The 20,539-nt window shown below is 63.9% G+C and carries 20 protein-coding genes and 1 pseudogene; 6 read left to right on the top strand and 15 right to left on the bottom strand.

Going from position 1 to position 20,539, the window contains the following annotated elements:
* The first annotated feature begins 121 nt into the window (after positions 1-121).
* Positions 122-247, top strand: coding sequence for a hypothetical protein (locus RX329_RS10130; RefSeq protein WP_317245812.1), 126 nt, complete (start codon positions 122-124; stop codon positions 245-247).
* An 83-nt stretch (positions 248-330) separates the two neighbouring features.
* Here RX329_RS10130 and RX329_RS10125 read toward each other — a convergent pair whose 3' ends face one another.
* From RX329_RS10125 to RX329_RS10100, 6 genes are all read right to left on the bottom strand, one after another.
* On the bottom strand, positions 331-1,116 hold the full coding sequence (locus RX329_RS10125) for an ABC transporter permease (protein ID WP_018454011.1): 786 nt from the start codon (positions 1,114-1,116) through the stop codon (positions 331-333).
* Complete coding sequence (locus RX329_RS10120; RefSeq protein ID WP_039798931.1) at positions 1,113-1,925, bottom strand: ABC transporter permease; 813 nt, start codon at positions 1,923-1,925, stop codon at positions 1,113-1,115. The genes RX329_RS10125 and RX329_RS10120 overlap by 4 nt, the downstream gene beginning before the upstream one ends.
* Positions 1,926-1,997: 72 nt before the next feature.
* Positions 1,998-3,047 (bottom strand): ABC transporter substrate-binding protein, encoded by a 1,050-nt coding sequence (locus tag RX329_RS10115; protein ID WP_317245811.1) that lies wholly within the window; start codon positions 3,045-3,047, stop codon positions 1,998-2,000.
* A gap of 22 nt (positions 3,048-3,069) precedes the next feature.
* Positions 3,070-4,377 carry an FAD-binding oxidoreductase gene (locus RX329_RS10110; RefSeq protein ID WP_317245810.1) on the bottom strand — a complete coding sequence of 436 codons (1,308 nt, stop codon included), beginning with the start codon at positions 4,375-4,377 and terminating at the stop codon, positions 3,070-3,072.
* Between the two features lie 15 nt (positions 4,378-4,392).
* Complete coding sequence (locus RX329_RS10105) at positions 4,393-5,109, bottom strand: HAD family hydrolase (protein ID WP_018454007.1); 717 nt, start codon at positions 5,107-5,109, stop codon at positions 4,393-4,395.
* A gap of 36 nt (positions 5,110-5,145) precedes the next feature.
* Positions 5,146-6,228 (bottom strand): ABC transporter ATP-binding protein, encoded by a 1,083-nt coding sequence (locus RX329_RS10100; RefSeq protein ID WP_317245809.1) that lies wholly within the window; start codon positions 6,226-6,228, stop codon positions 5,146-5,148.
* A 210-nt stretch (positions 6,229-6,438) separates the two neighbouring features.
* Between RX329_RS10100 and RX329_RS10095 the strand changes: the two genes are divergently transcribed.
* On the top strand, positions 6,439-7,377 hold the full coding sequence (locus tag RX329_RS10095) for a LysR family transcriptional regulator (RefSeq protein WP_204512151.1): 939 nt from the start codon (positions 6,439-6,441) through the stop codon (positions 7,375-7,377).
* A 57-nt stretch (positions 7,378-7,434) separates the two neighbouring features.
* Here RX329_RS10095 and RX329_RS10090 read toward each other — a convergent pair whose 3' ends face one another.
* The 7 genes from RX329_RS10090 to RX329_RS10060 form a co-directional block, all read right to left on the bottom strand.
* Positions 7,435-8,346, bottom strand: coding sequence for a lipase family protein (locus RX329_RS10090; RefSeq protein ID WP_085361526.1), 912 nt, complete (start codon positions 8,344-8,346; stop codon positions 7,435-7,437).
* Between the two features lie 263 nt (positions 8,347-8,609).
* Positions 8,610-9,800 carry a mannonate dehydratase gene (gene uxuA, locus RX329_RS10085; protein WP_018454003.1) on the bottom strand — a complete coding sequence of 397 codons (1,191 nt, stop codon included), beginning with the start codon at positions 9,798-9,800 and terminating at the stop codon, positions 8,610-8,612.
* Between the two features lie 15 nt (positions 9,801-9,815).
* Complete coding sequence (locus RX329_RS10080) at positions 9,816-10,865, bottom strand: L-idonate 5-dehydrogenase (RefSeq protein ID WP_085351940.1); 1,050 nt, start codon at positions 10,863-10,865, stop codon at positions 9,816-9,818.
* Positions 10,862-12,268, bottom strand: coding sequence for a TRAP transporter large permease (locus tag RX329_RS10075; protein WP_085351941.1), 1,407 nt, complete (start codon positions 12,266-12,268; stop codon positions 10,862-10,864). The genes RX329_RS10080 and RX329_RS10075 overlap by 4 nt, the downstream gene beginning before the upstream one ends.
* Before the next feature lie 4 nt (positions 12,269-12,272).
* Entirely contained in the window at positions 12,273-12,851 is a 579-nt protein-coding gene (locus tag RX329_RS10070; RefSeq protein WP_018454000.1) for a TRAP transporter small permease, read from the bottom strand.
* 136 nt (positions 12,852-12,987) lie between these two features.
* Entirely contained in the window at positions 12,988-13,947 is a 960-nt protein-coding gene (locus RX329_RS10065; RefSeq protein ID WP_018453999.1) for a sialic acid TRAP transporter substrate-binding protein SiaP, read from the bottom strand.
* Between the two features lie 105 nt (positions 13,948-14,052).
* Positions 14,053-14,862 (bottom strand): FadR/GntR family transcriptional regulator, encoded by an 810-nt coding sequence (locus RX329_RS10060; RefSeq protein ID WP_317245807.1) that lies wholly within the window; start codon positions 14,860-14,862, stop codon positions 14,053-14,055.
* A gap of 145 nt (positions 14,863-15,007) precedes the next feature.
* On the opposite strand from RX329_RS10060, the gene RX329_RS10055 reads away from it, so the two are divergent.
* Positions 15,008-16,477: a mannitol dehydrogenase family protein gene (locus RX329_RS10055; protein WP_317245806.1), complete on the top strand. Its 1,470-nt coding sequence runs from the start codon at positions 15,008-15,010 to the stop codon at positions 16,475-16,477.
* Positions 16,478-16,576: 99 nt separating this feature from the next.
* Positions 16,577-16,984 carry a nuclear transport factor 2 family protein gene (locus RX329_RS10050; protein ID WP_018453996.1) on the top strand — a complete coding sequence of 136 codons (408 nt, stop codon included), beginning with the start codon at positions 16,577-16,579 and terminating at the stop codon, positions 16,982-16,984.
* A gap of 68 nt (positions 16,985-17,052) precedes the next feature.
* Here RX329_RS10050 and RX329_RS10045 read toward each other — a convergent pair whose 3' ends face one another.
* Positions 17,053-17,769 carry an HAD family hydrolase gene (locus tag RX329_RS10045; protein WP_317245805.1) on the bottom strand — a complete coding sequence of 239 codons (717 nt, stop codon included), beginning with the start codon at positions 17,767-17,769 and terminating at the stop codon, positions 17,053-17,055.
* Positions 17,770-17,913: 144 nt separating this feature from the next.
* On the opposite strand from RX329_RS10045, the gene RX329_RS10040 reads away from it, so the two are divergent.
* A complete protein-coding gene (locus RX329_RS10040; protein WP_317245804.1) occupies positions 17,914-18,768 on the top strand; it encodes an SDR family oxidoreductase in 855 nt (284 codons plus the stop codon).
* 7 nt (positions 18,769-18,775) lie between these two features.
* On the opposite strand, the pseudogene RX329_RS10035 reads toward RX329_RS10040, so the two are convergent.
* Positions 18,776-19,210: pseudogene (locus RX329_RS10035) on the bottom strand (dienelactone hydrolase family protein); the annotation flags it as partial.
* A gap of 112 nt (positions 19,211-19,322) precedes the next feature.
* Here RX329_RS10035 and RX329_RS10030 point away from each other — a divergent pair.
* The gene (locus RX329_RS10030; RefSeq protein WP_317244478.1) at positions 19,323-20,501 is read left to right on the top strand and encodes an IS481 family transposase; all 1,179 of its coding nucleotides are present in this window, start codon (positions 19,323-19,325) and stop codon (positions 20,499-20,501) included.
* Positions 20,502-20,539 lie beyond the last annotated feature (38 nt).

The raw sequence follows: 20,539 nt of genomic DNA, 5'->3' as shown, positions 1-20,539 counted from the left end.
CGCGCAAGATCGAAAGGCTCCTCGCACCCTGCGCAGGCGTCATGCCCGCCCCTGCTGGTTGCACTGCAGCCCATGTCGCAGCCGCTTGCCGGACGAGAGGTGGCGAGCTTCGACGCCTTCGTTGACGACCTGGCCGAACCAGATCGGTGCCCTATTCGACCGCGACCTCAGCGAGGCCGACGTGCCGGCAAACAGCAGGGCACAGATCGTGGACATGATTTTGGCGTGGCTGGCGGCGAAAGCGTGAGACGGCGAGGTTCGTGCCAAGCATTCGGTGTCGTCCTGGCGAAGCCAGGACCTCCTGGCTTTCGCCAGGACGATGAACAAAAATCACCCGCCCTTTTTCTGCCGCGCGCTCGCCAGCAGTACCAGCACGAAGGAGGCCGCCGTCATCAGCGTCGAGATGGCAGCGATGGTCGGGTCGATCTCGTCGCGGAGGGCGGTGAACATGCGCTTGGTCAGCGGCTGATACTGGCCGCCGGAGATGAAAAGCGCGACGATGGTCTCGTCCATCGCCGAGATGAAGGCGAAGATGCCGCCTGCGACCACGCTGGACTTGATCTGCGGCAAGGTCACCGCGAAGAAGCTACGCAGGCGATTCATGCCGAGGCTGCGTGCGACCATCTCCTGCGCCGGATCGAAACTCTGCAAGCCCGCCAGCACCGAAATGATCACGTAAGGCAGCCCCAGCATCACATTGGCGAGCACCAGGCCCGGCAGCGTCGCGACCAAGCCGATTTTGGCATAGAGGAAGAAGATCCCCACCGCAGTGATGATGATCGGCACCACCAGCGGCAACAGCAGCATCATGTGGATCAGCCGCATGATCCGCAGCTTCGACTGGCTGATGGCATAGGCGGCGGAGACGCCGAGCGGCGTTGCGATAAGCACGGTAAGGAGCGCGACCGTCAGCGTTACCCGCGTCGCCTGCATCCAGGCCGCGTTGGAGAAATACTGCTGATACCAGCGCAGCGAGAACGACGGAGGCGGAAAGGTCAGAAAACGCGCGCTGGAGAAGGAGATCGGCGCGATGATCAGCACCGGCAGGATCAGGTAGACCAGCACCAGCGCGCTGATCACATAGAGGGCGATCCGGGCGGGTGACAATCGCGTCATTTCTGCCCCAATATGCGATCGAGCGAGATGAAGCGGCTGACGACGAAGAAGATCGCGAGCACGCTTAAGAGCAGCACGACGGCGACTGCGCTCGCCGCGCCGAACTGGTTGTAGAGCTCGACATTGCGGCTCACCAGCATCGACACCATCACCGTGCGGCCGCCGCCGAGCAGTTCCGGCGTGATGTAAAAACCGAGGCAGAGCACGAACACCATGGTGCAGCCTGCCAGCACGCCCGGCAGAGACAGCGGCAGGAAGACGCGGACGAAGGTGAGCGACGGGCTCGCTCCCAGGCTGGCGCCGGCCTGCATGAGGTCGGACGGGATCTTCTGCATGGTGGCGTAGAGCGGCAGCACCATGAACGGCAAGAGGATGTGTACCGTCGCAACCACCGTGCCGAAGGTGTTGTGCACCAGCGCGAGCGGTTCGCTCGTCACCTCGAGATAACGCAAAAGCTGGTTGATCACGCCGGTACGCTGGAGCAGCGCCAGCCAGGCATAGGCCCGCACCAGCACGCTGGTCCAGAATGGCAGCACGACCAGCGACAGGATGAGAATGCTCCATCCTTTCGGCACCGAGTTGGCGAGGTAGGCCACGGGATAGCCAAGCAGCAGCGCGATTCCCGTGACCACGAGGCTGATCTCGAAGGTCAGCGCAAAGCTGCGCCAGTAGATGTCTTCGGTGAAGACGCGGCGATAATTCTCCAGCGTGAAGCCGTCATGGTAGATCGACTGCCAGGCGAGCCAGCCGACCGGCAGCACGATCAGAGCCAAGATCACCAGCAGCGCCGGCGACACCAATGCCAGCATCAGGCCGTGTTCGCGACGCTGATGCTTTTGGGAGGGATCCGGCACGGATGTCATCGACGCGGCCCGCTTCGCCTACTTCTGCATGAACGACGCCCAACGCTTCTCGGCGGCTTCGCCCGCCGGCGAGGACCACCAGGCGTAGGACATCAGCGCCTGCTTCGCCGCGTTCGCGGGCTCGCTCGGCAATTGCGCGGCGCGCTCGGGCTTGATCACGCCGGTCTCGAACGCCTTGGGATTGCCCGGACCATAATCGATATTGAGCGGCAGATTGGCCTGGTGCACGGGATCGACGGCCTCGTTGAGAAACTTGACTGCCGTCTCGAGGTTCGGCGCGCCCTTGAGGATGCAGAGCGAGGTGCTCTGCAAAACGCCCTGGTTGTAGGTGAAGGCGACCTTGGCGCCTTCCTTCGCGACCGCGCTGACGCGGCCGTTCCAGGCCATCTCCATGTCGACCTCGCCATCATTGAGAAGCTGTGCCGACTGCGCACCGGAGGTCCACCACACGGTAATATTCGGCTTGATCTCTTCCAGCTTCTTGAAGGCGCGGTCGACGTCGAGCGGATAGAGCTTGTCGGGCGCGACGCCGTCGGCCATCAGTGCCGCCTCGAGCGTCGCGAACGGGTGATTACGCAGTGCGCGGCGCCCGGGAAATTTCTTGACGTCCCAGAAATCGGCCCAGCTGTTCGGCGCGTCCTTCGGAAAGGTCTTCTGGCTGTAGGCCAGTACGCTGGAATAGAACTCGTAGGAAACCGAATAGGGGCTGCGATAGGACTCCGGCATCGCGGCGCCATTCGGGATCTTCGAGAAGTCGAGCTTCTCGATCAGCCCCTGCTCGCCCCCACGCAGGCAGTTGCCGGTCGGAGTATCCACGACGTCCCAGATCGGCTTGCCGCTGCCGACTTGCGTCTTGATCGCAGGCCAGGCGTCGGGAATCGAATCTTGGTTGATTGTGATGCCGAGCTTCTTTGCCGTGGGATCGAGGATCGCCACCGTCTGCGCCTGCTGATAGGCGCCGCCTTGCGAGACGAAGGTGATCTGTTCGGCAGCCCTGGCAGCCGTGCCGCTTATCGCGATCGCACCAACCAGCGTGTAGCCAAGTCCAAAAATCCGATTCGTATTCATCCTCGCCTCCTCCAGATAAATGTCACTGTCCGATCGCATCGAGAAACTGGTACCAGCCGGCGACCATGCGCACGGCGGGCTCGCGCAACGGATAGAACGGGATGGCTTTCAATCGCCTCGCGTCGAGCAGCCCGACCTCTGGCGTCTCGCCGCGCACAAAGGCGGCGAGATAGCGGCCCATCAGGCTCGACATCGCCACGCCCGCGCCGTTGTAGCCCATCGAGAACAGCGTGCGGTCGTCGAGCCGGCCGATATGCGGCACCGAGTCCAACGTCATCCCGACCAGGCCCGACCATTTGTAGGCGAGCGGGACGTCGGCAAGGTCGGGAAAGATTCCGACCATCGCCTTGCGCAACGCGTCGAAAGCGGTTTCCGAATCCTGCTTGCCGAAGGCGCCGCGGCCGCCAAAAATCACACGATTGTCGACCATGCGGAACCAACGCATCATGCGCTTGGTCTCGGTGTAGGTGCGCCCGGTCGGCATCAGGCTTCCCGCGAGGTTGCGCGGCAGCCTGTCGGTCGCGATGATGGCGCTGCGGAACGGGATCAGCGTGCGCTGCATGTTCGTCGTCGCGCCGGTGAGGTCGGAATAGCTGTTGGTGGCGATGATCGCCTGCTTTGCCCGCACTGCGCCTTGCGGCGTTTCAGCGGCGATGCCGCTGTTGTCGCGGCGGAGCCTTACGACCGGCGACTCCTGGAAAATCGGGATGCCGCGGCGCGCCACGCCATCGGCAAGGCCGCGCAGATAATTCAGCGGATGGATGCCGCCGGAGCCGGGATTGAGCACGCCGCCGACGAAGATGTCGGAGCCGGTCTCGTCGCGCACTTGCCCCTTGTCGAGGATGCGGACCTCCGCATCCCCCATCTCGCGCTTCATCCAGTTGGCCTCGTCGATCGCGGCCTTCAGGGTCGTCTCGTTGTGAGCGGCCTTGACCTGGCCGGTGCGCGTCAACGCGGCACTGGTGATGCCAAATTCGGAGACCAGCTCCTCGACGGTATCAGTGGATTCATGCGCGATCCCGTACATGCGCTGCGCCATGGCGCGGCCGTGCACGGCGTCGATCTCGCGGAACGAGAGGCGGAACTTTGCGGTGATCACGCCGCCATTGCGTCCACTCGCGCCCCAGCCCGGGCGGTTGGCCTCGAGTACGATCGGCGACAAACCGCTTTTGGCGATGTGGTGCGCAGCAGACAGGCCCGTGTAGCCCGCACCGATGATCACCACATCCGCCTGGTGCTCGCCTGACACGACCGGAAACTCGCGCGCCGGCTCGGCCGTGGCGGCCCACAGCGAGTTGGCCGACGGCAGCGCCTTCCAGTCCCGTGTCATGCCACCGCTCATGCCTTACGCCGCCGGCCCGATGGCCGCATCGGCAAGCGCCTTCAACGTCGGAAAATGGAAGTCCGGCTTGGTCAGCGTCTCCACGGCCGGTGTGCCTCCGAAACCGGCCATGCCCTGGCGGCGCTCGATCCAGCACACCTTGTAGCCGAGTTTCCGCGCAATCCCGATGTCGTGATACTGGCTCTGCGCGACGTGAAGGATATCGGACTGCTTGTAGCCGAAAGCGGACTGGCGGCCCTTGTTGTAGGCGAAAAACTCCGGATCGGGTTTCGCAACGCCAGTCTCGTCGGCGCAAACGGTATCGTCGAAGGGATTGCCGAGCGCGTGCGCGTAACAGGACAGCGCGACGCGGTCGGCATTGGTCATCGCGACCAGGCGGAATTTGGTTCTCAGGCGCTTCAGAGCCTCGACCGAGTCTGGGAACGGTCCCCAGCGCAGCACCGCGAGCTGGAACACGTCGCAGGAGGCGTCATCGGCCTGCAGCCCGAGTTCCTTGGCAAGATAGCGATAGACATGGAACATCACCTCGCTCGACCGCTCGTGGTGCTTGTCGCGACCGCGCTTGTAGGATTCGAAGATCTTGTCGTCGCTGAGCTCGGCCGGCGACTTGCCCGAGATCCGGCGCACCGCGGAGAGCACGCCGGTCTCGAAATCGATCAAGGTGCCGACGACGTCGAAGGTGAGAACCTTGAAATTGCTGAACGAGGCTGCTGACGACATTTTTGGCTTCTTCTCTCGGTTGGACAAGGCTTGGGCTCAGTCCCTCACCCTGGGCACGACGATGGTGTCCTCGGGGTGAAGGGTCACGGTAAGGCTGCCGCCCAGCGGCGGGATGCGGCTGTAGGCCTGGTGATAGCTCGCCTGGCGCAGGCTGAGCACGATGCCATCGGCGAGCGCCAGGAAGATGCGCAGGCTCTCGCCCTGATAGACGATGTCGGTGACCGTGCCGGTGAGCCGATTGCAGGCGGTGTCCGGCGCACCATCGTCGATCAGCAGTTTTTCGCTGTGCACGGCGAGCATCAGCGCGTCCCCGTCGGGAATGGCGCGGGCGCTGCGCAGAAGCACATTGCCGAGCGCAACGCCGGAGGCATCGACGCGTCGCACGGGAAGCATCGTGGCCTCGCCAATGAAACTCGCGACGAAGGAATCCGCGGGATGATCGTGCAGGCGCTCGGGCGCGTCGATCTGGATCAGCCTGCCGTCCTTCATCACGGCGACGCGGTCGCTCATGGTCAGCGCTTCGCGCTGATCGTGGGTGACGTAGATGATGGTGGCGCCGATGCGCTTGTGCAGCGCGCGCAGCTCGATCTGCATGGATTCGCGCAGTTGCTTGTCGAGCGCGGACAGCGGTTCGTCCATCAGGATCAGCCGCGGCTCGAAGATGATGGCGCGTGCGAGCGCCACGCGCTGGCGCTGGCCGCCGGAGAGTTGCGCGATACCGCGCTCTTCGTAGCCGACAAGACCGACCATCGAAAGCGCCGCGCGCACCTTATCCGGCCAGGCCGCCTTCGGCAGCCGTCGCGCGCGCAAGGGAAAGGCAACATTCTCGCCGACGCTCATATGCGGGAACAGCGCGTAGTTCTGGAACACGACGCCGATGTCGCGCTTGTGCGGCGGCATCCAGGTGACGTCGCGGCCGCCGAACAGGATCGTTCCGCTCGATGGCAGGATGAAGCCGCCGAGGATGCCGAGCAATGTGGTCTTGCCGGACCCGGAGGGGCCCAGCAGCGAGACGAACTCGCCGGCGGCGACATTGAGGGACACGTCGTCGAGGGCACGAACGGCGCCATAGGCCTTGCTCGCGGATCTGATCTCGACGCTTTCCGCTCGTTTGTCCAACGATCGACCTCGCCATGTCCTGAGCCGGCGTGCTTCACTGCGCGCCATAAGCCTGCTTTATAGACAGGAATTTGAGCACTCCTGGTCGAAGCGTGCACCGCACCAACATCTTCGCTCGCAGGCCCTGTCTTTTGGCTATGACGCCAATGACACCAGACTTGGCAAAACTCGGCAATTGCCAAATTCTCACCTGGGTCATAACATGGTGTTATGCCCGAGCTGCGCCGGATGCTGCCCTCAAGTAACGCCCTGTTCGTCTTCGACGCAGCGGCGCGCAATGGCAGCTTCACGGCGGCGGCCGCCGAACTGAACGTCACCCAGCCTGCGGTGAGCCGGATGCTGGGTCAGTTCGAGGACCATCTCGGCGTTCGCCTATTCGACCGCAAGGCGGGACGCGCGGTGCTCACTGAGGAAGGCGAACTCTTGTATCGCCGCGTGCTCGAAGGCTTTCGCAGCATCGAAAGCGGGCTGGTCGAGATCGAGCGGCGCCGGAAGGGCACCGAGACGGTGACACTGTCGGTCTCCTCCGCCTTCACCACGCATTGGCTGATGCCGCGCATCGACAAGCTGCAGAAGCAATTTCCTCAGGTCGATTTGCGCTTTCAGCTGATCTCCGGCGCGCTGCGCGGACCAGTGGAGAATGTCGACCTCGGCATGCGCTTCCGCGATCGCGAGGAGCCGTCATCCGGTGGCACGCTGGTGATGAAGGAGGTCATGCTGCCGATGTGCAGCCCTGCCTATCTCGGCGAAACCGATCCCGCCGAAGGCAACACCATCATTCGGCTCGCCGAGACGCCGGGCGACTGGGCCGCGGATTACGCATCGCTTCTCACCGGGCGCCGCGGTGCGGCCAAGGCGCTGAGCTTCACGGACTATGCCGTCGTGATGCAGGCCGCCCTGCTCGGCCAGGGCATCGCGCTCGGTTGGCTGACGGTCGCCTCGCACTGGCTGTTGACCGGCGCGCTGGTGCCCGCCTCCGACACGCTCACCACCACACGCCGCATCTGCGAATTCCTGCCACCGCGCAACCGGCCGATGCGTCCCATCGCCGCCGAGATCCGCGACTGGATCACCGCGCAGATGAAAAGCGAGATCGCCGCGATCGACCGGCTCTATCCGAAGCTCGGCGCGATGGCGGCTTGCTACTAGAGCGTTTTCGGGCGAAGTGGACCGGTTCACGTGAAGAAAACGCATCAAAACCGGAGTCTAGGCGGGTGTCAGCGCGGCACAGTAACGATCGGGCAGGTGATCGCCGATCCCTGCCGGCAGCAGCACCGTGAGCCTGCCGACGACATCCGTCCGCGTGTTCTCGGATACGCCGCTGAGGAGATTGCGGACCTGCTCACCAATTCCAGCATTCGCCATTGGCTCATCCGAACCAACATTCGTCGTGAGCTGGCTGGCGCTGAATTTGGCGCCGCGTGCACAGGCGAGATAACGGCCGACGTGATGAAAGCCAAGCCCGGGCGGAGGCACGGTCGGGACGATGTCGGTGCCGTGCACGAGACGATAGGTCGTCCTGCCGAACGTACCGTTGTAGAGGGCGACGAAATCGTCGCGGCCCACGCGCGGACAACCGTAAAGATAGATCTGCGCATCCGCGAGCTGGAGCTGCTCCCGCGCGAAGTCCGCCGTTGCCACCGCGATCGCGGCGCCGAGGCTGTGCCCAGTGATGAAGATCGGTGATTTGCGCGCCAGCGCTGCCGCCAGTGCGCTCTTCACGTCGTCCCACACGGCCGCCGCGGCATCGACGAACCCCTGGTGCACGGGCGCCTTCGGTCGGCCAAGCGTGAAATCGCTGACCCAGTTCAGGAGATGAAGCGGGTCGGTGCCGGCGAAGGCGACAATGGTTGCGTCACCCTTGCTCGCGATGATCCCGCGCGTGTCGGTCAGCGGCAGCGTCGAATGCGCCGGCTGGCTCAGCAACTTGACGCCGGACAGATCCCAGAAAGGAGAGACCCTGTTGATCGTGTCCGGCACATGGGTCTCGTAGGCGAGTTGCGACATCCACATCATCGCGCGAGCGATGTCGAGATCAAAGCCGGTTGATGTCTCGTTGAATTTTGCAAATGCCCGTCGGTCATATTGATCGGGAGGAAGTTCGACCAGAATGCTCACATCAAGCTCCTAAATGGCTTATTGCTGCAATGCGTCGATCGAAAACGGAATGACGCTACCTTCGCATATGGCTGGAATTTTGACAATCTGTGCGCGTGCCCGGGACGTATTCTGCCTTTGCGCCTAAGGGGACAAGGTTGAGACGAGGCACCTCTCCCTCCGCGTCATTGCGAGCGTAGCGAAGCAATCCAGAGTCCTTCCGCGGAGGAATTCTGGTTTGGTTCGCTACGCTCGCAATGACGGTATGGATAAAGTTTTGGCCTCTATCGATGCTCGATCGCGCGGATCGCGCCGCGGAGCTCGGCCAGGCCGCGGAGGCGGCCAATCGCGGTGTAGCCCGGATTGGTGCGCTTGGTGGCCGCGAGATCGTCGAGCATGCGATGGCCGTGGTCGGGCCGGAACACAATTTTCTGGCCGGGCGAACGCCGCGCGTTCTCCTTCAGCAGCGCCTTCAGCACCGAGACCATGTCGACGTCACCGTCGAGATGATCGGACTCGTAGAAGGACAGGCCATCCGCCTCGCGCTTGGTCGCGCGCAGATGCGCAAAGGCAATGCGCGGGCCGAAGCGTTCGGCCATCGCGGGAAGATTGTTCTCGGCGCGCACGCCAAGCGACCCCGTGCACAGGCAGATACCATTCGCCTTTGACGGCACCGCATCGAACAACGCCTGATAGTCATCGGCGCTGGACGCGACGCGCGGCAGACCGAACAGCGGGCGCGGCGGGTCGTCCGGATGCAGCGTCAATGAGACCCCGAGCTGCTCGGCGACGGGGGTGACGCGGCCCAAAAACTCGGCGAGATGCTGCCGCAGGATTTTTGGCGTGACGTCGCGATATGTTTCGAGCCGATCGCGGAATTGCGGGATGGTCATCGGCTCGGTGGTCGAGCCCGGCAGCGCGCTGGCGATGACCATGACGAGATAGTCGATATCTGCCTGGCTCATCTGCTCGAACAGTTTTTTCGCGCGGGCCTGCTGCTCGGGCGAGTATTCCTGGACGGCGGCGGGACGCTTCAGGATGTGCAGCTCGAAGGCCGCGAAACGGTCTTGATCGAAGCGCATGGCGCGGGCGCCGTTCGGCAGCTCCCATTCGAGATCGGTGCGGCACCAATCCACGACGGGCATGAAGTTGTAGCAGATGATCTTGATGCCGGCCGCGGCAACCGCCTCCAGGCTGGCGATCCATGTCTCGATCGAGCGCGTCGCTTTAGCCCCGAGACGCTTGACGTCGTCGGGGATCGGAATCGATTCCACCACCGACCAGGTCAGCCGCGAGCGCCCGGGTTGGCCGCTCTCGATGAAGTTCTTGCGCTCCTCGACCGCCTTGCGTGTCCAGGCTTCGCCGATCGGCACCTGATGCAGCGCCGAGACGATGTCGCTCGCGCCGGCCTGCCTGACATCATCCAGCGAGACCGGATCGTCCGGCCCATACCAGCGCCATCCCTCGAGCATCATAGGAATTCTCCCGGATCAGTTCGCGGTCAGCACGACCTTGACGCTCTGCGAGCGGTCGAGCGCCAGCCGCAGCGCGTCCGGCGCGGTGGACAGCGGCCGCTCGGCGGTGACCAGCGACAGCACGTCGACGCTGCCGTCCGCGATCAGCTCCACCGCCGTCATGAACTCGAGCCCGAAGCGGAACGAGCCGCGCAGGTCGATCTCCTTGGCCATCACCGCATTGGCCGGCACCGGAATCTGGCCACCCGGCAAATTGCCGATCTGCACCACAACGCCGCCGCGCCTGACGATACCGATCGCACTGGCAAGGCCTGCAGCCGTGCCCGAGACTTCGAAAGCGACATCGTAGGGGCGCGAGGCGGCCTGCGCCTTCAGGCCTTCCTCGCCGGCTGCGACATTCTCGACGTGAGAGGCGCCGAGCCGGGTCGCAAAGGCCAGCGGCGCCGGCGCGATGTCGGCCACCGTGATGTCGGTCATGCCGGCGCGGCGCGCGGCGAGCATGGTCAGAAGCCCGATCGGACCGGCGCCGAAGATGATGCCGCGCTTGCCATCGATGTTGCCGGCACGCGCGACGGCGTGCAGGCAGACCGCGAGCGGTTCGGCGAGCGCCGCGGCCTGATAGGACACATGATCGGGAATCTTCACGCACTGTGCCGGGATCGCGTCGAAATAGTTGGCAAAGCCGCCCTGCATGTGCGGTGTCTTCGAGGCCGAGCCCATGAAGTAGATATTCTCGCAGAGGTTTTGCCGGCCTTCGCGGCAAGCGACGCAATGGCCGCACCAGCGCGACGGGTTGACGGCGACACGGTCGCCGAGCTTCAGGTTCGCCGCGGAGCCCGCGATCTCCACGACCTCGCCTGAAATTTCGTGACCGAGCACTAGCGGCGATTTCACGACGAAATCGCCGGTGCGGGCATGACGGAAATAATGCATGTCCGAGCCGCAGATGCCGCCGGCGCCGAAACGGAGGCGCACCATGCCTTCAGCGAGCTTGTCGAGCGGATGCTCGACCATGCGCAGATCTTCGGGGCCAAACAGGGTTGCGGCGAGAGCAGTTGAGGTCATTTGGAAAGTCCCATGTATTTCGGCAGCCAGAGGGTCAGTTCGGGGATGTAGGTGATTGCGATCAGCGCAACCATCAGCGGCACCAGCCACGGCAGGATCGCCACCGTCGTGCGCTCGACCGAGAGCTTTGCGACGCGCGCGAGCACGAACAACACCATGCCGAGCGGCGGATGCAGCAGACCGATCATCAGGTTCAGCGTCATGATCAGACCGAAATGGATCGGGTCGATGCCGAGCTTGAGCACGATCGGCAACAGGATCGGCACCAGAATGGTGATCGCCGCCGTGGTGTCGATGAAGCAGCCGACGAACAGGATCAGGACGTTGGCGAGCGCCAGGAACACCCATTTGTTGTGGGTGATGCTGAGCATCCAGTCCGACAGCATCTGGGCTGCCTGCGACACCGTCAGCAGCCAGGCGAAGATCGAGGCTGCCGTGACGATGAACAGCACCGAAGCCGTGGTCTCGATGGTGTCGAAAGTCGCTTTCGCGACCGTTTTCATCGTCATGGTGCGGTAGCGTACCAGGCCGAGGAACAGCGACCAGATCACGGCGGCGACCGCGGCTTCCGTTGGGGTGAACCAGCCGAGCGTCATGCCGCCGATCAGGATCACCGGCGCCATCAGCGCCATCACCGCGGAGAAGTCGAAGTACCAGTCGATCGCGAGCAGCGCGAACAGGCCGAGACCAACTGCCCAATTGGTGGAGAGACCGGCGACCGTCAGAAGCCAGACAGCCATCGGGAAGCTCAATACGACGAGGATCTCGAGCCCCGCCGATCCCAATTGCGGCCAGGAGAACGGCGTATCGCTGCCCCATTTGTTCTTGTGCGCGAAGTAGGTGACGGTGGCCATCATCAGGAGCGTCAGCACGACGCCTGGAATGACGCCCCCCAGAAACAGCGCGCCGATCGAGACGTTGGCCATCATGCCGTAGATCACGAAAGGCAGCGACGGCGGGATGATCGGCCCGAGCGTGGCGGAGGCCGCGGTGACGCCCACGGAGAATTCCGTGGAGTAGCCGTGGTCCTTCATCGCCTTGATCTCGATGGTACCGAGACCGGCGGCATCCGCGATCGCGGTGCCAGACATGCCGGAGAAGATCACCGAGCCAATGATATTGACGTGGCCGAGGCCGCCGCGCATCCAGCCGACCAGCGCGACGGCGAATTTATAGATGCGCCCGGTGACGCCCGCGATGTTCATGAGATTGCCGGCCAGGATGAAGAACGGCACGGCGAGCAACGGAAAGCTCTCGACACCGGCGATCATGCGCTGCGCCAGCGTGACGTCGGGCGTCACGCCGCTGACCAGGATGTAGAGCAGCGACGACGCCGCCATGGCGATGGCCACGGGAACGCCGAGCAGCATGAGGATGAGGAAGCCTCCAAGCAACAGCAACATGGAATTACCCTTCAAAGCCGTCGTAGGCGCCGGGACGTTCGAGGATCGAGTAGCCCTGCCGCAAATGTTGTATGGCCACTTGCACCGAGCGGACGAACATCAGCACGAAGCCCGCCAGCACGGCGTAATAGACGTAGTCCTTGGGAAGATTGATGGTGGTCATGGATTCGTCGCCGATGATCTGGATGTAGACCCAGACCAGCTTGATGGCGTAACCGAAGAAGACGATCCGAATCAGATCGATCACTGTCGACAATGCGCGCGCCACAAGGTGCGGAAGATAGCGATAGAGCAGGTCGACTTGGATGTGCCGCGACAGCCGCACGCACATCGAGGAGCCGATGAAGACCACGCCGATCAGGCAGTAGGTCGCGATCTCCTCGGTCCAGGCGTAGCTGTCGTTGAGGACGTAACGGGTGAAGAACTGGAGGAAGACGGCGAGCGCCATCACCCAGAAGATCGCCAGCGCGACCCAGTCCTCGAAAGCGTAGATGCCGAGATCGACCTTGGGCGTCGCCTCTTCCTCGAAGGTGTGGGCGATCTCGTCCGCGGTGATCTGCCGGTGCGTTTCGGCGGTGGACATGGGTGTGCTCCTCAAACTGATCACGTCGTTCCGGGATGGTGCGTCAGCACCAGACCCGGAACCTCGAGATTTTCAGGTGCGCAATTGCACACCGTAGTTCGGTCCAGCGGACCGCCCCGGGATGGCGACTACGTCATTACTTCACCGCCTGAATGCGTTCCCAGTCGGCCTTGCGGTAGCCGAAGGTCTCGAACGCGACGTTCTTCAGCACGGTGTCGCGGAACTCGCTCTTGTCGACCTCGGTGACGGTCAGGCCCTTCTCCTTGAAGAAGGCGACCAGCTTGGCCTCGTTCTGTTTGATCTCCGCGGTCGCCTTGGCGGCGGCCTCCTGCGCGACGTCGGTGAAGGTCTTCTTGTCCTCGTCGCTGAGCTTCTTCCAGAGCGCACCGGCCACCACCGTGTTGAGATGGTCGACGATGTGGCCGGTCAGCACGATGTGCTTCTGCACCTCGTAGAACTTCTTGGCCTCGATCGTGGTGAGCGGATTCTCCTGGGCTTCGACGGTACCGTTCTGGAGCGCCAGATAGACTTCGGCGAACGCGATCGGCGCGGTGTTGGCGCCGCAGGCGCGCGGCATGGCGAGATAGGCGGGCACATCGGGCACGCGCATCTTCAGACCCTTGAGGTCGGCACAGGTCTTGATCGGCTTGTTCGACGAGGTCTGGCGCACGCCGTAATAGGTCACCGCGACGATGTGGTGGCCGCTCTTGTCCTCATAACCCTTGGTGAGCTCCTTGAAGATGTCGCTCTTGGTGTAGGCGAGCAGATGATCGGCATCGCGGAAGGTGTAGGGATAATAGGTCACGCCGATCGGCGGAAAGCTCTTGGCCGCGAAGCTCGAGCCGGAGATGATGATGTCGACCGAACCGAGCGAAAGGCCCTGGTTGATGTCGGCCTCCTTGCCGAGCTGCGACGCTGGATAGACGTCGATCGCATAGCGCCCGTTGGTGCGCTTGCCGATCTCCTGCGCGGCCCAGACCGAAGCAGTGTGGAAGGGCTCCGAGGTCTCGTAGACATGGGCCCATTTGAGCTTGGTCTGCGCCATGCCGGCGCCAGCCGTAGCAATCATCGCCGCGGCCGAGACCGCCAGCACCATTGTCATCTTTTTCAACACTGACTTTTCCTCCATTTTTCAAGTCTGCTTCTTTTAAGTCTGCTTCTTGTCCGCCCGCCCCCAAACGCGGGTGCGGGCCGCACGATCTCATCGCGGTCGCGCGCTGCTGCTCGCAGCTCGCTTCTTCTTCGGCGCACGTTCCGGTTTTGTCGGTTTTGCCGTCGATCGCGCCGCGCGCCCGGAGGACGGTCCTGCCGCGCTCTCGGCGCCGAAGTTCTGCGCAAAGCGCTCCTGGGATCTCGCGAGATGATCGCGCATGGCTTCGCGCGCGGCCCCGGGATCATGCGCCGCGATCGCGTCGCGCACCGCGCGATGCTCGTCGAGTGCAGTGCGCCACGTGCCCGGGCTCTCGAAATAATGCGCAAGCTGCGCGAAATAGGGATTGAGGCGCTGGTCGAACAACTCGCCGACCACGCGCACCAGAACGGCATTGCCGAGGCTTCCGGCGATCGCGACGTGGAAGGCGCGGTCGTGGACCATCGAGGCTTCGCCGGGGTGTTCTACATTCTCCATCGCGACAAGGGACGCATCGATGCGGGCAAGGTCGTCCTTCGTCGCCACGCGCGCGGCTTCTTCGGCGATGGCGCTTTCCAGGAACTCGCGGGCACGCAACAGCTCGAACGGGCCCTCGATGACGGAAGCAGGCGCGGTCGCCGCAACCGCCGCAGGCTCGATCACATAGATGCCGGAACCGACGCGGATACGAAGGCGGCCCTCGACTTCGAGCGCGATCAGGGCTTCGCGCACCGTCGGCCTGGATATCTTGAGCTGCTCGGCGAGTTCGCGCTCGGTCGGCAAGCGGCTGCCGACCGCGTACTCACCGCTGTCGATCAGGCTTCGCAATTGATCGGCGACTTGGCGATAAAGCCGTCTCGCCTCCACAGCTTCCAGCGGCACGCTGGTCCTCCCGAAAGGGTCATGCCGGCAGCTCTCGCTGCCCGCGGCCCGCCAATTTTGGAAAATTGGTCTTACCAATTGACCGCAAGCATTGACCGAGGACGGGCGCCATGTCAAGCAGCGGCCAAACAAGGGGAGAGACGACATGCGCCTCGGCCGCGCCAATCTCGACCGGCTGCCACCCGGCATCCGCCGCCCGGCCTACGACCGTTCGCGCGTCACCTCTGGCATCGTGCATCTCGGCCTTGGCGCGTTTCATCGCGCCCACCAGGCCGTCGTCATCGATGATTGCCTTGCGGCCGGCGCCACCTCGTGGGGCATCGTCGGTGCCAGCCTGCGCAGCCCGGACACACGCGACGCCCTCGCCCCGCAGGATCATCTCTATACGGTCGCCATCCGTGCAGCCGAAGGCACTGAACACCGCATCATCGGTGCGCTGCTCGACAGCGTGGTCGCGCGCGAAAGCCCCGCACGATTGGTCGAGCGAATGGCCGATCCCGCCATTCGCATCGTCTCCCTCACCGTCACCGAGAAGGGCTATTGCCACACGCCGCAGACCGGCGATCTCGACGAACGGCATCCTGATGTCGTGCACGACCTCAACAATTTCGACGCGCCGCGCTCGGCTCCCGGCTTCATCATCGCCGCGCTGGCGCGCCGGCGGGCGCTGGGCGCCCCGCCCTTCACCGTGCTGAGCTGCGACAACCTCGCCGCCAACGGCCACACCGTGCAGCGGATCGTGACGCAATTCGCCGCGCTGCGCTCGAAGGATCTCGGCAAGTGGATCGCGGATACGGTGGCCTTCCCCTCGACCATGGTCGACCGGATCGTGCCGGAGACGACGGATAGTGACCGCGATGCGGTTTCATCGGCGCTCGGTTTACGCGATGCATGGCCCGTCATGACCGAGCCCTTCACGCAATGGGTGGTCGAGGATCGCTTTACGGCCGGCCGGCCCGATCTTGCCGCCGCGGGCGTCGAACTGGTGAACGACGTCAAGCCGTTCGAGCTGATGAAGCTGCGGCTGCTCAACGCCAGCCATTCGGCGCTGGCCTATCTCGGCTATCTCGCAGGCTACGAGACCATCGCCGACACCATGCTGGATCCGCATTTCGCGCGCCTCGCCGCGCAGGTGATGGAAGAGGCCGCGGTGACATTGACGATGCCATCAGGCGCAGATCTGGCCGCCTATCGCGCCTCACTGCTCAAGCGCTTCGCCAATCCGGCACTGCATCACCGCACCTGGCAGATCGCGATGGACGGCTCGCAAAAGCTGCCGCAGCGCCTGCTCGGCGCGATCCAGGATCGTCTCGCCAGGAACCTGCCGATCGCGACGCATGCGCTCGCGGTGGCCGGCTGGATGCGCTACGTCAGCGGCCTTGACGAGAAGGGCCGCACCATCGACGTGCGCGATCCGCTCGCAGCCGAGTTCGCCGGCTTGGCGCGCGAGGCAGGTCCCGTCGCCGAACGATTGGCACCCGCGCTGCTCGGCGTCGGACAAGTGTTCGGGCCCTTGGGCGCCGAGCCGCGCCTGCGCGAAGCCGTGACCGCTGCGCTCGGCCGGCTCTACAAGGATGGCGCGCGGCGTGCGGTGGAGACTCTGGTCTCGGTGTGATCACAAAACGGGCAGCGATGCTGCATTGCGGTCCAGATCGACGGAAAGTCGACGGAAGTCTTGCTTGATTTTTGCCTGTCATTGCCCCACCCGAGAGGCATGGCAAAGGACAGCAAGGTGATCGCCGCGAACGCAGCGTTCTACGCCGCCTTTTCGACCGGCGATTTCGACGAAATGGAGCGGATGTGGGCGGACGATGACGCCATTTCCTGCATTCATCCCGGCTGGCCGGCCATCATCGGTCGGGCCACGGTGATCGGAAGCTGGCGCGACATCCTGCAGAGTCCGGAGCGGCCGCAGATCGTCTGCGCGGAACCGCAGGCCATCGTCGATGGCGACAGCGCGCGCGTGCTCTGCATCGAGATCGTCGACGGCACGGCATTGGCTGCGGCCAACCATTTTCGGCGCGTCGGCGACGACTGGCGCCTGGTGCACCACCAGTCCAGCCCGATCGCGCAGATTGTCGAGCAAGCTGAGGACGATAGAGCGAGCCACCGCGTCCATTGAGGGCGCCCGGCCCGCAGGCACATTCTACTGTGCATGGGGTTGTTTTTCAGTTTTTTTGTTTTGCCGCCTCACCCGAGCCCCGACAGATCATCCAGCACGACCCGCGCCTGGCTAAAATCGTCGTCCCGGAAGAACATGCTTCTGGTGATGAGCACGGGAATGTTCGCCCGCGAGGCTGCGGTCAGGCCGTTAGCGGAATCCTCGATCGCGACGCAGTCGGACGCGTTGAGCTTCAGCCGCGCCAGGGTCTCGACATAGACATCCGGCGCAGGCTTTTTGTGCGGCACGTCATCCCCGGCGACGATCGCATCAAAATCCGCGGCCCAGCCCTTTCCCAGGGCGCGCGACAGCAGCGCGTCGATGTTGGCGTGCGACGTGGTCGTCGCGATTGCGAGCCGCTGGCGGCGCGCCTTGGCAGCGACGAGGAGATCCGTCACCCCGGGCCGTAAGGGGCAGCAGCCGGTTTGGACCAGTTCGGCATAATGCGCGGTCTTGATGCGGTGGAGTTCCGCGATGTCCACATCCGATAATGGCGCGGCGATCCTCAGCCTTTCATGGTGGGCGCGAATGCGTTCCTTGCCGCCCGTGACCCGCAGCAGGTCCTTGTAGACGGCCCGATCCCATTGCCAATCGAGACCGTGGCGGGCGAAGGCATGGTTGAAGGCCTGCCGATGCAGCTCTTCGGTCTCAGCCAAGGTGCCGTCGACGTCGAAGATCAGCGCGGCGGCGCGGCGGACTAGCTCAGCCGCGTCAGATAGCATGATGGCTGGCGCTTCTGCCTGCATGATCGATGCGTCCCTCCGGTGAGCGACCATCGCCTGCACAGGCGGGCGAGACAAATTGCAATATCTTTTGCCGGACCCAAAAATCTCTTATGAGCGGAGGCGCGCTGCGGCGCGAACGGGAACTCCGACCTGCAAGGAAGATGTATGCCGCTCTTTATCCTTGGCCTCGGCTACAGTGCGCGGCACTTCGTCCGCCTGTTCGGTGGCCGCTTCTCGCATATCGCCGGCACGGTGCGCGATCCCGCGCAGCGGGGCGCTCTCGCCGGCGTCGAGGTGCATGCTTTCTCCGGCAGCAGTCCGGCACGCGAGACGATCGAACGCATGAGGGACGCGGATGTCCTTCTCGTTTCGATCCCGCCCGGCAGTGCCGGCGATCCCGCAATCGCGGCCTTCTCGGGCCTGCTGGCGGCGGGCGGCGACCGCAAGATCGTCTATTTGTCCACGATCGGCGTATATGGTGATCACGCCGGCGGCTGGGTCGACGAGAGCACGCCGCCGAAGGCGGACCTCGACCGGACGCGCATGCGGGTCGCGGCGGAACAGGCATGGACCGACACGACCGGTGGCGACGCCGCGATCCTGCGGCTTGCGGGTATCTATGGCCCCGGCCGTAACGCGCTGGTGACGCTGCGCGCTGGAACGGCGCGGCGCATCATCAAGCCGGGACAGGTGTTCAACCGCATCCACGTCGACGACATCGCGAGCGCGATCATGGCTGCGATTCATCACCCGAGCGGCGGCACGTGGAACGTCTGCGACGACGAGCCGGCGCCGCCGCAGGAGGTGATCGCTTACGCGGCGAAGCTGATGAATGTTGCACCGCCGCCGGAAGAGCCGTTCGAGACGGCCGAGATGTCGGCGATGGCCCGCAGCTTCTATGCGAGCAGCGCCCGCGTCTCCAACGCGAAAATGAAGTGCGAGCTCGGCGTCACGCTTGCTTATCCGACCTACCGCCACGCCCTGGATGCGTTGTGGCAAGCGGGGGAAGGAGGATCATGATCAAGCGTCAGCTCAACACGCCATACTTCTTGAACCAGGCCTGGGCCTGCTTCCAGGCATCTTCTGCTGCGTCCTTGCGATAGCTGCCGCGGTAGTCGGCATGGAAGCCATGCGGCGCTTCCGGATAGATCTTGAACTCGGCCGTCTTCTTGTTCTGCTCCAAGGCTGTCTTGAGCTGCTCGACCTGGGCGACGGGAATGCCGGTATCGGCGCCGCCATAGAGGCCGAGCACCGGTGCCTTCATCTCGGGCGCGAGCTGCATCGGGCTCTTCGGCCACGGCCGATTGGCTGGATCGACCGGCGGACCGTAGAAGGCGACGCCGGCCTTGAGGCTGCCCCTGTGAGCGGCATATTCCCAGACGGTGCGTCCGCCGCGGCAGAAGCCGATGATGCCGAGCTTACCGGTGTCGCCGCCTTGCGATCCCGCCCACGCCACCGTCGCGGAATACTGGATCGCCCGGCTTGTGTTTAGACCGGACAGATCACTGACAGGTGTTCGGAGACATAGCTGACACTTCAAACTGGGCTGGAATGGTCGATTCGGGAGGCCTTCCATGCCCTGGAACGAGGTGTCGGTGATGGATCAGCGACGGGAGTTTGTGCGGCTTGCGTTGCAGGAAGGGGCGAACCGGCGGGAGTTGTGCCGGCGGTTCGGGATCAGTCCTGATGTGGGCTACAAATGGCTGCGGCGTTGGCAGGCTGGAGATCATGAACTGGCGGATCAGTTGCGCCGGCCCAAGAGCATGCCCAAGCGGAGCGTGCCTGAGGTCGAGGCGCGGGTTCTGGCTGTGCGTGACAAGCATCCGGCTTGGGGAGCGCGCAAGATTGCCCATTGCCTGAAGCGCGGCGGCCAGACCGTACCGGTGCCCTCCACAGTGCATCGGATCCTGTGCCGGAACGAACGGATCAAGCCGAGCGAGAAAGCCGCGCCGAGCCCTTCAGGCCACCGGTTCGAGAGGGACGCGCCCAATCAACTCTGGCAGATGGACTTCAAGGGCCACATGCCGCTTGCCGACGGAAGGCGTTGCCATCCGCTAACCATGGTCGATGACCACTCCCGCTATGCGCTGTGTTTGAAGGCGTGCGCCAACGAGCAGCGACCTGATGTGCAGAGGCATCTGACCGACACCTTCCGACGCTATGGGCTGCCGGAGGCCTTCTACCTCGACAACGGTTCTCCCTGGGGCGACACCTCGGGCGTTCGCTGGACTGCGCTGAAGGTATGGCTGCTCAAGCTCGGCGTCAGGGTGGTCCATGCCAGGCCACGTCATCCTCAGGGCCGAGGCAAGAACGAACGCTTCCATCGCAGCTTGAAAGCAGAAGTGTTCGCTCTGCGCACGTTCCGCACTTTGGCGGAAGTCCAGCGTGCCCTCGATAGCTGGCGAACGGTCTACAATCTGGAGCGGCCCCACGAGAGCTTGGGCATGGGCATTCCCGCCGATCGCTACCGGCCCAGTTTACGCGCCATGCCGGATCGTGTGCCGAAGATCCAATACGACGCCGGGGAGATCGTTCGCACCGTCTCCTCGACGCGGAGCTACATCGCCTTCAAAGGGCAAATGTGGAAAGTCCCTCAAGCCTTCTGCGGCGAGCAGCTGGCCGTGAGGCCGCTCGACCGCGACGGCCGCTACGGAATCTTCTTTGCCAGTTGGCAGGTCGGATCAATCGACTTGACGCGCAGCCAAACTGTCAGTGATGTGTCCGAACAGGCGTCAGCTATGTCTCCGGTCTAAACATCAAGCCGGGCGATGACAGAGAGTGTGTAGCCGTA

Origin of the sequence: Bradyrhizobium sp. BWC-3-1, from assembly GCF_032917965.1 — a bacterium.
In the GTDB taxonomy this organism is placed as follows: domain Bacteria; phylum Pseudomonadota; class Alphaproteobacteria; order Rhizobiales; family Xanthobacteraceae; genus Bradyrhizobium; species Bradyrhizobium canariense_D.
Note: the sequence above shows the minus strand (reverse complement) of the source record. Positions and strands in the feature narration are given on the sequence as shown.